Raw genomic sequence first — 14,735 nt, forward strand, 5'->3', positions numbered from 1 at the left:
CTCTCACGACGAACCTCGTGCCATGCGATGCACTAGACGAATGTTGTCGCTCGCTGTCCTTGGAGCCGTCCTTCTTGGAGTCGGCGACATCGGCATGGCGGGCGGGAGAGATCCGCGACCCCGCCGCGACGAACCCGCAAGCGCTCCCGCGCTGGACACGCAGGGCCGAGTCACGCCCGCTCACGGCGCGGTCGACACCGTCGCGGTGAGGCAACTCGCCGCAGCCCCGGATTCGACGAGTTCCGTGGCATCGTGGCAGCCCGCGCTCCGCGTGGTCGATGAATAGGACCATCCCGTGCCGCTGGCAGAGTTGGTGCGCGTCCCACGAGGGAGGCGGCGCCTGCTGGCTTCCGACCTCGAGCGCGTCGCCGCCGCCGATCCGGAGGGCGTCCTCACGACGGCGGAGGTCCGCGACATTCCCCATCGGGCGCACTTCGTGTGCGCAGAGGGCTTCGTTTCCCAACAGGTGAGCTTCCCACTTCCCGCGGCGAGCGATTCGCGCATCGTCCTGAAGCGGGGACTTGACCTCGCCGTCGCGTGCGTGGGACCGGGCGACCAGCCGGTTCCGGGCGTGCAGATGACGATCTCACGGAAACTGTTCCAAGACAACGCGCCGGGCGAAGGGCACGCGCCGGGCGCGCACGCCGGTCTCGACCCCACGACGGCGCTCGTGAGCGCGACCTCCGATGACAACGGAATCGCCCGTTTTCGGTGCGTCGCTCCTGGCCGCTGTTTCTACCGAGCCGAGAAGGCGGGGTACGCCGCCGTCCACCGAGACCCCACTCTCAAGGTTCCACCCGTCGAGATCACACTGCGGTTCGTACCGATTCGAGTCATCGTTGGGAAGCTCGAAGGCGAAAAGGCGCTGACCTGGCCCTACAGCTACTCGGGCCCGCCGCTCGTCGAGAGCAGTGGCGCGCTCGAGGAGAGCCTCAGAGTCCGGAAGGACCTGGAGCGCCAATACCCTGGAGCCTTCGTGACCGTCGCGTGCTCGCAGGAGGCCGAACTGCCGCCGCTCGAAGTATCGTTCCTGCTCGAGAGCGGGAGGATTGCAAAAGCACAGTTCCATTTTCGCTCCCTTCTCGAGCGGCCGCTCGCGCAAACGGCGCGCCCCGTGTTCGTCGACGCGCCGGCACTCTCTTGGCGAATGGGCCGACTTCGAGTGGTCGACGACGCGGGTCGCCGCGTTCCCGTCGGCGAGATTCGACTGCGCGTGTCCGCGAACGAGACGCTCTCTTTCTCCTACTCGATTCCAGTCGACGCGACCGCGCGACTTTGGGTCGGCACTCATCGGTTCGAGGGGTTCTCCGGTGCGCTAGCGGCAAGAGAGGCGCTTCCGAAGGAGATCTCCATCCCCGACCGGGAGAATCAGGACATCGAGGTGAGGCTTCCCCTTCGCGTTCAGGCGTGCCACGTCGTGTTCGAGGCGGAGGACGAGACGCCCATCGCGGGCGGTTACGTGACGATCACGTCCGCGAACGGGACTCCCGTGACGCATTTCGTGCCCGATCTCGCCCGGCTGGTGTTTCTGTTGCCCTGTGGTTCCACACAAATCCACGCGAAGTTGCTCGGGTACGACGAGGGCGTGCGGACGTTCGACCTCGAGGAAAGCGCGCCGGAACAAGTGAAGAACCTCACGATCGAGCTTCGAGGCGCCGCGCGTTGACTCCAAGAACCCCAAGAATCGGACGCGCACGGTCCCAGCGACGAGAGGCGCATCGAGGAGGAGCCCCTTCACCCGCGCCTGCGGGCCGATGCGCCGTCTCGCGGATCTCCTACCGCCCCCTTGCGCTGCGAGCCCGGGGGCCTGTCTCGAGAAGGTCGTGCTCGTCGCGCGCGAGCATGGCTTTGAGGAGCGGGTGCTGGAACCTCCGCTCGGCCGTGATCGCATAGAACGCCTCGAAGAGCCCCGGCACGACACCGTGCTCGTGCAGCACCCCCTCGCGGAGCTCGTCGCGAACCACGACGGACGGCACGAGCGCGAGCGCATTGGTGTCGCGCGCCAGGAGCCGCATCGTCGCCATGTCGTCCACCTCCGCGAGGATGCGGATGCGCGCGCCGAGCTGCTCGCACAGGGCATCGAACTCCAGCCGGATCTCGCTCTCGCGGCCCGGCACGATCATCGGAACACCAACGATGCTCTCGGGAAATCGGAATCCCTTCATGCGCCTCGAGCCGACGACGCTGACGGGCTGCCGGGCGATGCGACGGCAGCGGAGCCGACCGGCGAGCTCGCGCGCGGGAGGACGATTGGCAAGCACGAGGTCGACCGCGTGGTTCTCGAGCCGGAGCAGGAGATCGGCGAGAACCCCCGACTCGAGGCAAAGACGAACATTGGGTTGTCCGAGCAGCGGCTTCACGAGCGACTCCAGGAAGTTCCGCGACAGCGTGGCGACGGCGCCCATCCGCAAGACGTGCTCGGCCGGTCTTCCGCGCTCGAGGGTCGAGACGAGTTCGCGGCCCGCCGTGAAGATCTCGTCGGCGTAGGCGAGCGCGATCTTCCCCGCTTCCGTGAGCACGAGACGGCGCCCTTCGCGGTGGAAGAGGGGCTGGCCCAGGCTCCCCTCGAGCTGTTGGATCTGGGAGGAGAGCGCCGACTGGGCGACGTGCAAGCGCGCCGCCGTCCGCGTCAGGTTGCCGTCCCGCGCGACCGCCCAGAAGTAGCGAAGGTGGTGGAAGTTGACCTGTTCGACGTTCGTGATCGATCGCATAAACAGAACAATATTAGCACGCTTATGTGTTTTTCTCGAACTACGGGGCTGACTACACCTTCCTCCATGAGCACGCCCGAGGGCTGGCCCCTCCTCGTCCCCGTCCTCGCGCTCGCGATTCCCGCGGCGCTCACGCTCGCGGCGGTCGCCTCGCCCCGGCGCGCGGGGCTTGCGAGCGCGCTCGCGCTCGGAGGGGCGCTCCTCGTGGCCGCGGGCGCCGCCGTCGCGCGGGGCGTGCCGGCGGCGACGGGCTCCAATCTTGGGGTCCGCATCGACGCCGTCACCTGCGTCGTCCTGCTCCTCGTGACGGCCCTCGGGGCGGTCGTCGCCCGCTACTCACGGACCTACCTCGATGGCGACCCGGAACTCGCGCGGTACCAGCGCTGGCTCCTGCTCACCCTGAGCGCGGTGACGGCCCTCGTCGTTGCCAACCATCTCCTGGTCCTCGCGCTTCTGTGGACCGCAACGAGCCTCGCCCTCCATCAGCTGCTCACGTACTACTCGGACCGCCCGGCGGCGCTCGTCGCGGCGCACAAGAAGTTCCTCGTCAGCCGGCTCGCCGATCTCTGCCTCCTCGGGTGCCTCACGCTCGTCCATCGCGACGTCGGCAGCCTCGACCTGGACACGATTGCCGGGTGGGCGAGTTCCCATCCCGAGCTCACCCCCTCGATGCATGCCGCGGCCCTGCTCGTCGTCGCGGCGGTCGCGTTGAAGTCCGCGCAGCTCCCGTTCCATGGCTGGCTTACGCAGGTGATGGAAGCCCCGACGCCGGTGTCCGCTCTCTTGCACGCCGGCGTCGTGAACATCGGCGGCTTCGTTCTCATCCGGCTGGCACCCTGGATGGATCGCGCCGAGCTCGCCCAGCTGTTCCTCGTGGCTCTCGGGCTCGCCTCGACCCTCGTTGCCTCCTTCGTCATGACGACGCGGGTCAGCGTGAAAGTTGCGCTCGCCTGGTCCACCTGCGCACAGATGGGGTTCATGCTCGTCGAGTGCGGCCTCGGCCTGTGGCATCTCGCGCTGCTCCACCTCGTCGCCCACTCGCTCTACAAGGCCCATGCGTTCCTCGCCGCCGGGTCCGTCGTCGACGAATGGCGCGTGCGGGCCCTCTCGAAGCGGCCGGCCGCGCCGACGTGGGCCCGCTTGGGGATCGCTCTGTTCGTGGCCGCCGCGAGCGCGATCCTTGGTGTTGTCGCGCTCGGCCGCGTCGTGGCCCTGTCGCCTGCGGAGCAGCGCGCCGTTTCGTTGCTTGCGGCGCTCGTCAGCCTCTCCCTGGTCCCGCTGCTCGCTGGAACGACGACGGGCCCCACGTCGATGGCCCGGGCCGCGCTGCGCGCCGGGGGAGTTGTCTTGCTTTATGCCGGTTGGCATGCGGCGGCTGCGCACTGGATGCCACTCGAGGTCGGGGCGCCGAATGCCGCGGGCTGCGTTCTGGCGGGCCTCGGCTTCGCCGGGCTCTTCGCCACAAAAACCGCGCTCCAGCGGTTCCCCGACGGGCGCCTCGCGCGCGCCCTCCAGCCCTGGCTGTTCGCCGGGCTCTACCTCGACGAGCGCTTCACACGATTCACCTTTCGCGTCTGGCCGCCGCGCCTCGGGCGACGGCGGGAGTCGCCGCGCCCACTGCACCTCCAAGAAACCCTCGAGGCCCGAACGTGAGCGCATCGAACGCTGCCCCCCTGGCGCGAATGCAGGAAACCGCCGCCGGGAGAGCCTCGTCCGCCTCCGACCTCGACGGAGCGCTGCAACGCGCCTGTGCGCGGATCGCCCCGGCCTGGCCGCTCGATCGCTTCATCGCCGTCAATCCCTTCTGGGGCCTGATCGACGCGCCGCTCCCGGAGGTCGCCGCGCAGTTGCGATCCCACTCGGGCGCCCAGCTCCTGATGCCGCGCGCGTGGTACCGGCAGGAATACCGCGAAGGGCGGCTCCGCGACGAACACCTCCAGGCCGCGCTCGAGGCGAGCGATTCCCAACGATCGCTCGCAGGCCTTCGCGCGCTGCTCGAGCAGTCCGAGCCGGCGCCCGCCACGCGCGCTCGTGTCGTCGACGTCGCGGACGCGGCGCGAGACCTCGCGCACGAGATGCCGTGGCGCACGTTTGTCCTCCACAGCGTCAGCCAGTTCTGCGCGGGCTACTTCGACGAGGGGCAGGCGCAGTTCGGCCCCGCTCGGGATGGGGGGCTCTATGCGTGCTGGCGGAAGCACGCGCGGGCGGACCGGAGCCCGGCGCTCCTCATGGGAGCGATGGCCTTCCGCACGCATGCCAAAGATCTGCCCGCGACGGCGCGCGAACTGGCCGCGATCGCGCTTGCGGCGCTCGAAGTGCCGCCGCAGGAGCGCGAGACCTATTTGTGGTGTCTGCTTCTCGACCAGAACGGCTGGGCGTCGTGGTGCGCGTACCGCCGCTGGACGGCGCGTCTCGAAGGGCGCGACGACGACTCGCTTCTCGATCTCCTCGCGATTCGGCTTGCTTGGGAGTGGATCCTTCACCGCAGCGGCGGAGAGGCGCTGGCCCGGCGCTGGAGGATCGCGCAGGCGAACTGGCCGACGATCGATGCCGCCGCGGCGGCGAGCCGGCCGCACGACTGGCTGCTCCAGGAGGCGATGGAGATCGCGTGGCGCGAGCCGGTGCTGCGCGCGTTCCCCGCGGGGCTCCGCGCGCCGCGCCCCTTGCAACCGGAGGCCCAGGCCGTCTTCTGCATCGACGTGCGCTCGGAGGTCTTCCGCCGCGCCCTCGAGGCCACCGCGCCTTCGATCCAGACGCTCGGATTCGCGGGCTTCCTTGGCATTCCGATGGAGTACCAACCGCTCGGCGCTCCCGCCGCCCGCCCGCAGTTGCCAGGACTCCTCGCGCCTCGCCTGCGCACCGCGGACACGGGCCTCGGAGCCGACGCGGAGGCGCACCGTGCCCAACATTTCGACCTCGCGGCCGCTTGGAGGTCCTTCAAGACCGACACGCTGTCGACCTTCACGTTCGTCGAAGCGCTCGGGCTCGCCTCGATGGGCAAGCTGCTCGGGAGCAGCTTGCGCCTCGGAACGTCACGCAGCGCCGAGCGTGCGGGGCTCACGCGCGTGATGGAAGCGGCGCGCCAACCCCGCGTGGTCGCCACGGCGGACGGCGCGTCCCTCAGCCCCGACGCGCGCTGCGACCTCGCCGCCGCGATCCTCCGCGGCATGAGCCTGACGCGCGACTTCGCGCGGCTCGTCCTCCTCGCGGGGCACGGAAGCGCCACGCGCAACAATCCGCACGCGGCCGGGCTCGACTGCGGCGCGTGCTGCGGGCAGACGGGCGAAGTCAACGCGCGCGTGGCGGCGTCCTTGCTGAACGAGCCGGAGGTTCGCGCCGGGCTCGCGCAGCGGGGAATCCGCGTCCCCGATACCACCTATTTCGTGGCAGGGCTCCACAACACGACCACCGACGACGTGGAGCTGTTCGACCTCGAAGGGCTGCCCGCGTCCCATCGCGCGGACCTCGAGGCGCTCCGGTCGCGGCTCGCGGAGGCCGGCGGGCGCGCGCGGGCGGAGCGCGCCCCACGATTGGGGATCGAGGCCCCCGATCCGGCGCGCCTCCGCAGCGCCCTGCGCGCGCGAGCCGCCGATTGGGCCCAGGTCCGACCCGAGTGGGGGCTCGCCAACAATGCGGTGTTCATCGTCGCGCCGCGCGAGCACTGCCGCCACCTGAACCTCGAGGGACGATCGTTCCTCCACGAGTACCGACACCACGAAGACGAGGGCTACGGCGTCCTCGAGCTGATCATGACCGCGCCGATGGTCGTGACGCATTGGATCAACTTTCAGTACTACGCGTCCACCGTCGACAACGAACGCTACGGAAGCGGCAACAAGGTCCTCCACAACGTCGTCGGCGGCCACCTTGGCGTCTTCGAGGGCAACGGCGGCGACCTTCGGATCGGGCTGCCGATGCAGTCCCTCCACGACGGCGAGCGATGGGTGCACACGCCGCTACGGCTTTCCGTTTTCATCGAGGCGCCGCGCGCCGCGATCGACGGCGTGCTCGACAAGCACGCGCTCGTCCGGGCGCTCGTCACCAAGAGCTGGGTCTCGCTCTTCCAGCTCGACGAGGAGGAGGGCGCCGTGTACGGGTTGCGGGGAGGGAGCTGGCGCCGCGAGACCCTCGCATGATCGATGGCGCCGTCTCGTCGTCTCCGCCCATCGGTCGCCGGGGGTGGGGGCCCGGGAATTCGCGTCCGCCGCGCGCGCGGGGCACGTTTTCGGGTGCCACGGGCCCCGAGCCATGCGAACTCCCCGCACACCGAACTCGAAGCGCCCCCGCCCGGACGGGACGGCGGTCGCAGGGTTCCTCGATCTTCACGAGCGGATTTTGCGGCTCGCCCGGCAGGAGGTCCGCCGCTTCGGGCCGCACCGCCCCGACCCGACGGACGTGGTGCAGGAAGCGTGGAGGAGGGTTCTCGAGATCGCGGCTCGCGGCGGGGATGTTCAGACGGGCGCCCCGTCGGGCGCGTGGCTTCGGATGCTCGTCCGCAACGTCGCCCGGGAGGAGTGGCGCGCCCTCGCCCGGGTCGTTTCGTTGGGAGATCTCGCCGCGCTCGAGGGCGTCGCGCGCCAGGTCTCACCTTTGCGAGCGTGGAAGCCCCCGAAGTCCGTGGGCGCCCGCTGGAAGAAGCTCCCGTCGACCCAGAGGGACGTCGTCCAGCGCCTGCTCGCCGGACCGTCGATCCGTGAGATTGCGAGGGATCTCGGGGTCACGCCGCGCACGGTCCGAGGTCGCGCCGAGGCGGCGCGGAAGCGCCTCGCGGGGGAGGCGGGAGCCGCTCCGACGCGCGTCGTCCCGCGGCAGGCCGACCCGGCAGTCTTGGCATCCCTTCCGGCGATCTGGGCGCGCGCCCACGCGCTCGACAGCCAATGCCGGAGCTACGCCGAGATCGGGCGCGAGCTTGGGCTTTCCACGCAGGCGGCGCGCTCGCTCGTGCGGCGCGTGCGGCGGTTCCTCGCGGCGGGCACGCCGGCCTCGGCGAGCGGAACGGCGCAGGAGGACGCGGGAGCAGGCAACCCCCGACGACGGACGGGCGACCCCCCCCCCCCCGTCATGCATAAGACATGTGTAGGACTCCGAATTCCTGTCGTGCTTCAGACCTACCGCCCGCGAACAACGGCATTGGCGCACTGCCCTGCGCCGCTCGCAACCGCACTCCCCTAGGCGGCGAGCCAATATTGGCGATCACACCGATACGAATCTCGAATCTGTAAACACGGGCTGAGCTGCTGGGCACTCCACGTACGACTGCACTAGCGGCAGTTTCCATCGCTTCCCACGCCTCTCGACCCCGACTACTGAACGCACTCGCTCCGCTCCGTGGCTCGTCCGACCCGCTGGATCGCCGAGTCCTTTCAGCATTCCCCCAGCTTGCCAACAGGAGAACGTCGTGACCCTCAAGTCTTGGCTCATCGCGCTCGTCGCCATTGTAGCCATTGCCAGTCTCGCTTCCATCGTTCTGGCAGGCAACGCGTCCGGCCTCAAGAGCTACCCCAGCCTTTCCGGCCCCCCGCTCGACCCCTCCATCTGCAATGTGGGTGCCCAGGGGTCGATGGAGTGCGATACGACCTACGGAATCTGCGTCGATGGCCAGTGGCTGTGCAGGCAGTTCTGCTACGACGTAAACAACAACCCCACGAACGGAAGTACGAGCGGAAGCGGACTACCCATCAAGTGGGTCCACTGCTCCGACAGTAACTAGTCCGAGGGGTGCACGCCCCACACCGCGTCCTGGCTCCGCACGAGTGGAGCCAGGACGAGTTGGTGACCTCGGCGATACCTCACCTTCTTGGCGATCGATCCGGCGCCCACAACGCTAGATCAATCGGACGTCGTAGCGCCCTTCGCAGATCCTGGAAGGTCCGATCGAAAACGATCCATGACAAACTCGCCGCATCCCAGCGCGCCCAACGCACTCCCTGAGGGCAGACACCGACGAACGCGCGCATGCCAGCGTAGCGCAGGCCGCCTGTCGAACAGGCCACCCGTGCTTTGCACGACGCAGCGTCGTACCTGGCCCGCGCCTTTAGAATGACTGCTACGCGGTACTCCGCCAGGTATCGCTACGGCCACGACCCGAACACTCGGCACTACCAACGTCCTCTGAGACTCCCAATGTCGAGCCACCGACCGGCGCGCACTTTCCCGACAGTCATCCGGCTGGCTCTCGCCGCAGCCCTCGGTGCCAGTGCAATCGCTCGGGTCGCGGTCGCGCCCAGGGGGGTAACCGTAGTACCGCTCCTCACAGTGGTGCCCTTCGAAGACGTGCTTCGGCACGCGGCACCGCTCGTGTACGGACTTTCCGCCTGCGAACTGTCCTTCGCAGTCCTCCTCCTAGCGCGAAATCGGAGTCACTTCGCACTGCTCTCACTGGTCTGCGTCTACGGGGCCTCGGTTCAGACTCTTGAGATCGTCATAGGTCGGGGACCGCTGACAGCCCTCATTCCGGGCTCACTTGCACTAGGGCCGAACTGGATCGCCCAACAGATCGCGGTACTTCTTCTCGCACTCTCCTGCGCGCTGTCACAGTTGGTAAATGCCCGCCTGGAACCGGCACCGCCCAGTTGTCTCGAGGCCGCGGCGCTGGCGAGACCAGTCTCGACACTTGTTGCACGGCGAGCGACAGGCCCGTCCCACTCCATCCACTACAGTGATGACTCCAACCCACCACCCGGGCTAGTCTCCTCACGCATTCCGGCCCCACTGCCGTCGTTTCCACACTCCGAGCCGTGATGGGAAGCAGACGCTCGAACTCGCCTCAAGTGCCTCACCCGGAAAGAATCCAGCATTGCACCATGGTCCCCGTAGGACGCGCACTGAGCCTCGTGTGCATTCTCTTAGTCACATGCACACGTGGGGTGGAGGTCCAGTCAACTCCCTTCAGATCCGAGTCTACGACAGTGCGGCGCGGAGTATCTGACTTCACCAACGTTCGATCCATCGCTTTCACCGACAACGACTGGTCCGACCTGGCGCCGCTGGCAGCGGCGGTGGCGCGCGCCCGTATCGTTGTTCTCAATGAGTCTCACGACGACGGGACGAGCTACCGCGCAAAGGCAAGAGTCGCACGCTTCCTTCACGAGGCGTGTGGCTTCAACGTCCTGGTCTTCGAGGGGAGCTTTTTCGAATGCCGTGAAATCGATCGGTCCCTGCAAGACGGGAATGCACTGGACGCCCTTCTCACGGCACCGGGCATTTCTCACCTCTGGCGCAGCGCAGCAGAACTAGCGCCGCTGTTCGAATACGTCGCGACTTCGTACGCAACAGCGCGCCCGTTCCGCATCGCTGGCATGGATTGCTATTTCGGGTACTTTTCGGAGCTCCAGTCAGGCTTTCGACGGGGGCAGGACCCGTCACGACCACGGCCAGCGGTATTTGAATACCTCTGGAACCTGCTCCACACCGAAGTCCCCAACGATAGGGTCGACAGTGCGCTCAATGCGCTCGAGAGCTTCTCTCAGGCATCAATTGCAGGCTACCGCGGGACTGAGGCCGAGCGCACCGCCACGCAGGCCGCCTTGGCAGTACTCGACGAAGCGGTAGAGCGCGGTCACAACCGACTACGTGCCGACCTCGGTCCCGAGGAGCTTGGCTTCCTAACGCGGCTCCTGGACAACATTCGACTGTTCGAAGAGTGGCTTGCCCCGCCGGCGCTGGGTGGAGCTGAAGTGACAGCAGCTGGAGCGTTCACGAATCCGCGCGATCTTGCAATGGCAAGAACACTCGAGTGGATCGCGCTAACGCAGTTCCCTTCCGAGAAGATCGTCGTGTGGACCGGCGGTTTCCACGGACTCAAGCGTGCCGCTGAACTCCAACCGGTCGCAGACAGCCCGAGCTTTTTTTGCGTGCATAGCGTAACCGAACACGTCTCACGCGCATTTCCAACCCAACTGTATGTTCTCGCGTTCTCGTCCGTCGACGGTACTGTCGGCAGGCTCGGCGGCCGCGTCGTAACTCGCATCCCAACGACCGCGCGAGGAAGCCTCGAGGATCTGTTCGCACGTACGGGAGCCGCTCATGCATTCCTTGATCTGTCCTCACTTCCGCGAGCCCACTACCTCCGGACCACTGAGTTGGAGGCCACTTGCGTGAACGCAACACGACAGCGGGCGCGCTGGCCGTTGGTGTTCGACGGAGTCATGTTCTCAGCCTATGCGCTTCAGGCCTGCAATGGCGCCAGCGGTCGCAGTCAGCCCGAAATACTGAGCGGTCCGGCTGCGGCCGCCGCCTTCAATCAGTCCAAGCCATCCGCCGCGTTGCGAGAACTCCTTGCCCTGCTCAGCTCGTCACGCTCTCCGTCAGTCCAGCAGTACATCGAAGGTACTCTGCAGGCGCAACTGAGCGCTGCCGACGCGTTCCTTGCGTCCTTCACCGACGGGCGCGAGCGGCCCTCGCCAGCGCATCAGGCAATTGTCCCAGAGGTTGACGGGTACGCAGAAGTTCGCGAAACGACGCGCCTCGCACTCGTCCGAGGTTCCGCACAGCATAGCTTCCTCTCATTTGACAAGGACGCGCTTGTCTACTCGAATAGTGCTATCGAAGGCGCGCTCGCTTTCTCAGAGCCCTCAGCACTACTCGTCCGCGGCGACGTCTCGGGGCCACTTCGCTTCGCGCGTGGAGGTCTCCTCGTGATCGAGGGCACCCTCGATGGCGCGCTCGTGGCCGGCGAGGGTGACATGTCGATGGTAGTAGAGGGCGGCGTTGCGGCGAGTGCCATACCGCAGATGCGACTGTTCGGACGCGCTCTCATCGCAGTCCCATCTCATGTCGCGACAACGACCAGCCTCGTCGCTTACTTGTCATCTCACGCACGCGTCGCAACTCACCTAAGCGCGACGCCGTCCGAAGTTGCGAACGATTGTGGTGAGGAGTTTCTTCTGATATCGGTGGCTGACTTCCAGTGATGTACTCCAGACACTCACGCAGTCACAAGAGCCGTCGAGCCGTGACATTTGCGCACGTCGCGGCGCATCTGATGCCAGGGCTCGTCCTCGCGGGCTTGCTCGGCATTAATGCACAGATCGCGCAACGAGCGTCGACGTCATCAACTGTGTTTGCGCTGAAGAGCGGCCAACTCAGCATTTCGTTTTGCAACCAACCGTCGCCGGGTGATGTGTGGAGACCGATGTCCACCGTTGCTGTCGACGCGGCTCTCTCACAGACACCCTCGTTCCACTCGATTGATTCAGGAACCATTTATGTCCCAGAGTCGATTCCTCACCACATGCTGTCGTATCCAGAGGCTACCGCACGCCTAGGAGGCGCACGCGTCATCGGGTCATGCTTGCTGTTTGACCCAGGCACGTTTGGCTTTCGCCAGATTGCGGAGAAGTTCCCAAGCCAGGCGTCAATCGTGAGCTATGGAGAAGGCGAAGTCACCTTGATGTGCAGTCCCGTGCCCTTCCACTTTGCTATCGCAGGGCGCGCGGCCGCGCTGATTCAGTGCGACCGAGTGTCATCTGTCGTCGTGGCTGTTCAAGACCGCGACGTTGGGCTGGCAAGACGGGTTGCCGCACTAATCGACACGATGCTCTCGAAAGACGAGGTGTTCGCGCGTGCTGCATCCAAGTCGATTCCGAGTGCAGTCATTGTGACTGACTGCAGGAGTTTTGGGGAGCCCTCGGACTCGTTGGGTGGACTAGGCTCAAACGTGTTCGTCGGCCCGTTTGCCAAGGAGTCGCCCGAGCTCGCGTTCAGAGTCTGTGCATTCGTGATCCGTTCGTACCTCTACTCACTCGATCCGATTGGACCGGAGTGGCCACGAGTCCTCCTGTCGGCTGCGTTTGCAGATCAGTTCCTTGAGACCGCACTTCACTGGAGTTCGGTACTCAGCACCGATGCGGCGCGGGTACGCATGCTCGATCAAGTGCCGAAGCTCGCGGCTCTGCGCAGGGATCTTCAAGCGCCGACCGAACGGCTGTTCGAGCGACTTGTAGAGCTGTACGGTCCGGTGATCGTCCCCAGAGTGCGCGCTTTGTTGACTGCGCGCCCAGCGGAAGAATGCTCAAGTGCTGCGAGCGCGCTCTTGAGAGCATGCGAAGATGCAAGGGCCCTGAACTCACTATGTAAGCCTGGCGACCTGGACGAGGCGGTCCGCGCATTTGCTGCGACGGATATCCGGCGGCGCTCGCTCATCGCGGTTGATGACACAGCGGCGAGTACACCAGTGACGATTACAGAGCCATGCTGCGCCGTTCTGGATGCAGGCGATACCGCTGGGTACCTTGAAACATGCGGTTGCAAAGGGGTCAAGGGTGGTGGGTTCACCGACATCGTTCTTGCTTGGAGCCGTTCGCCAGCACGGGGAGCGGATTCAATCAAGATCCTCCACGGTAATGTCGTTGGGGCGTCGGGGAGGCGTGGATTTGACCCACTCGCGAACCGGCTAATACTTGATGGCGTGCGCCAGCTTGACGTGAAAGCGATGGTCCTGGGTAGCATTGAGCTGCTCGCGCTGGCGTATGGTGATCTTGACGAAGTCGCACTGACCGGAATTCCGGTGATGGCGGCCAACGTCACAGATCGAACTGGTTCGGTTCGAGGGAGCCCAGTTCGCGTCGTCAACTGGGGTACCGAGAAAGTGGCGATAGTGCCAACGACTTGGCTTACGCCGCGGTTGCTCACACGACGCGAGGATGAGCTCGTTCGCGATCGTTTCAACATCGCCGATCCTGTCGTGAGCGTCAGGGACATTGTGACGAACCTGCCGGAAGACGTGGTGGTTGTCCTCGCAGGAACGCATGATCCTGCAGAGTTTGGTCGCATGGTCGAGGCGCTCGGACCGCGCCGGGCAGTAGTGGTCTCTGGTGATCCGTACATTGCGCGCAATGACGCCGACTCCACCGTGGTACGCAAGCAGCGCGACGGAACAGTTGGGCAAGTGCCTGTCGTATTCTCAAGTGGTAATGCGTACTTCGGCCTGGCTCTGAAACTGGAGCTCGGCAGTCTAAAGCACTCGTCCAATCTCATGCTTCTTCATGATGAGAATGCTGCGCCTCACCCTTTCGTCGAGACGGCTAGGCGGGCGCTTGAACAGAGTGAGGAGCCTCATCCGGACTATCGGCAACGCGACCCATTGCTTGAGACAAGTGCTCACTACATCGGAAGCAGCGCGTGCATGGCGTGCCATCGGTCCGAGTACTTCGATTGGGCCAATACGCCGCACGCCGTTGCGTACAAGACTCTTGAGCGGAAACAGAGGCATCGTGTCACACAATGTGTTGTATGTCATGTCGTCGGTTTCGGCGCAGAGTCGGGTTTCTCCCTCGCGCGGCCCGAGGACGATCTCCGAGGCGTCGGGTGTGAGGTGTGTCACGGACCCGGGAGCAAGCACGTGCTGCAGCCGCACGATCCGAGGCTCGTGCGGCGCAGCCCTGCGGATTCGCTCTGTGCACAGTGCCACGACGCGAAGCACTCAAGCTTCTTGGTCTCTGATCGCGAAACGTACAGGCGTCGGGTAGCCCATCGAGGAACTGCGAAGTAGCTTGCGCGGGATCGAGAGCGCTGCTTCGACAGCACCTGACAGCCGGTCTCCACAGTGAGTTCGTCAGGGGCTCTCGGTCGCTTCGGAGTAGGGACCGAACATGCCGATGGACGCGAGGTAGGTCGCCGGGGCCCGCTCCGATCTCAAGAACGACCCTACGCCGGACTTGGAGTCTCGTGGAAAGCCGCTCGAACCGCGTACCCACGCGGTCGACTGCCGTGGCGTCGGCTACGCTGGGCTCGAATTCGGCCAACTGCGACACCCCATGCGAGGTGATCCACGCACACCTCGAGTTCAGCGGATCGGGCTGCTCGGGCTGCAACGTCGCGAGTTGGTATGAAGGGGAACGAGCGGGAGTGAACTGGGGCACGAACCAGCCTTTCGATCGGTACAACTTCGAACTCGGGTGTGCGGGCAGCTGGACGATTCAGCTCCACGTCGTGCACACTCCGTGCGCTCCCCAGATTCGCGACTCCTTCGCCACGATCATCTTCAAGTGCAAGCGCTGCGCGTGAGGCGGAGAGGTCACTCCG

General features: G+C 66.0%; 9 protein-coding genes. 8 read left to right on the forward strand and 1 reads right to left on the reverse strand.

The genetic code is table 11. From position 1 onward, the window contains the following. Together ACOSYY_RS20030 and ACOSYY_RS20035 are read left to right on the forward strand one after the other, a co-directional pair. The coding region (locus ACOSYY_RS20030) for a hypothetical protein (protein ID WP_421664725.1) at positions 1 to 286 on the forward strand (286 nt) is incomplete at its 5' end. A gap of 9 nt (positions 287 to 295) precedes the next feature. Next, a complete protein-coding gene (locus ACOSYY_RS20035) occupies positions 296 to 1,666 on the forward strand; it encodes a hypothetical protein (protein WP_421664726.1) in 1,371 nt (456 codons plus the stop codon). Between the two features lie 109 nt (positions 1,667 to 1,775). On the opposite strand, the gene ACOSYY_RS20040 is transcribed toward ACOSYY_RS20035, so the two are convergent. Further along, positions 1,776 to 2,711 (reverse strand): LysR family transcriptional regulator, encoded by a 936-nt coding sequence (locus tag ACOSYY_RS20040; RefSeq protein ID WP_421664727.1) that lies wholly within the window; start codon positions 2,709 to 2,711, stop codon positions 1,776 to 1,778. A 66-nt stretch (positions 2,712 to 2,777) separates the two neighbouring features. On the opposite strand from ACOSYY_RS20040, the gene ACOSYY_RS20045 reads away from it, so the two are divergent. The 6 genes from ACOSYY_RS20045 (at position 2,778) to ACOSYY_RS20070 (ending at position 14,202) form a co-directional block, all read left to right on the forward strand. Further along, the gene (locus tag ACOSYY_RS20045; protein WP_421664728.1) at positions 2,778 to 4,364 is read left to right on the forward strand and encodes an NADH-quinone oxidoreductase subunit L; all 1,587 of its coding nucleotides are present in this window, start codon (positions 2,778 to 2,780) and stop codon (positions 4,362 to 4,364) included. Then, complete coding sequence (locus ACOSYY_RS20050) at positions 4,361 to 6,847, forward strand: YbcC family protein (RefSeq protein WP_421664729.1); 2,487 nt, start codon at positions 4,361 to 4,363, stop codon at positions 6,845 to 6,847. Before ACOSYY_RS20045 ends, ACOSYY_RS20050 begins: the two co-directional genes overlap by 4 nt. Before the next feature lie 349 nt (positions 6,848 to 7,196). Then, positions 7,197 to 7,883 (forward strand): RNA polymerase sigma factor, encoded by a 687-nt coding sequence (locus ACOSYY_RS20055; RefSeq protein ID WP_421664733.1) that lies wholly within the window; start codon positions 7,197 to 7,199, stop codon positions 7,881 to 7,883. A 226-nt stretch (positions 7,884 to 8,109) separates the two neighbouring features. Beyond that, positions 8,110 to 8,421 (forward strand): hypothetical protein, encoded by a 312-nt coding sequence (locus ACOSYY_RS20060; protein WP_421664730.1) that lies wholly within the window; start codon positions 8,110 to 8,112, stop codon positions 8,419 to 8,421. A 1,198-nt stretch (positions 8,422 to 9,619) separates the two neighbouring features. Beyond that, positions 9,620 to 11,623, forward strand: a complete 2,004-nt coding sequence (locus ACOSYY_RS20065) for an erythromycin esterase family protein (protein WP_421664731.1) — start codon at positions 9,620 to 9,622, stop codon at positions 11,621 to 11,623. 41 nt (positions 11,624 to 11,664) lie between these two features. Then, positions 11,665 to 14,202 (forward strand): multiheme c-type cytochrome, encoded by a 2,538-nt coding sequence (locus tag ACOSYY_RS20070; RefSeq protein ID WP_421664732.1) that lies wholly within the window; start codon positions 11,665 to 11,667, stop codon positions 14,200 to 14,202. Positions 14,203 to 14,735 lie beyond the last annotated feature (533 nt).

This window comes from Nitrospira sp. BLG_2, assembly GCF_049222245.1.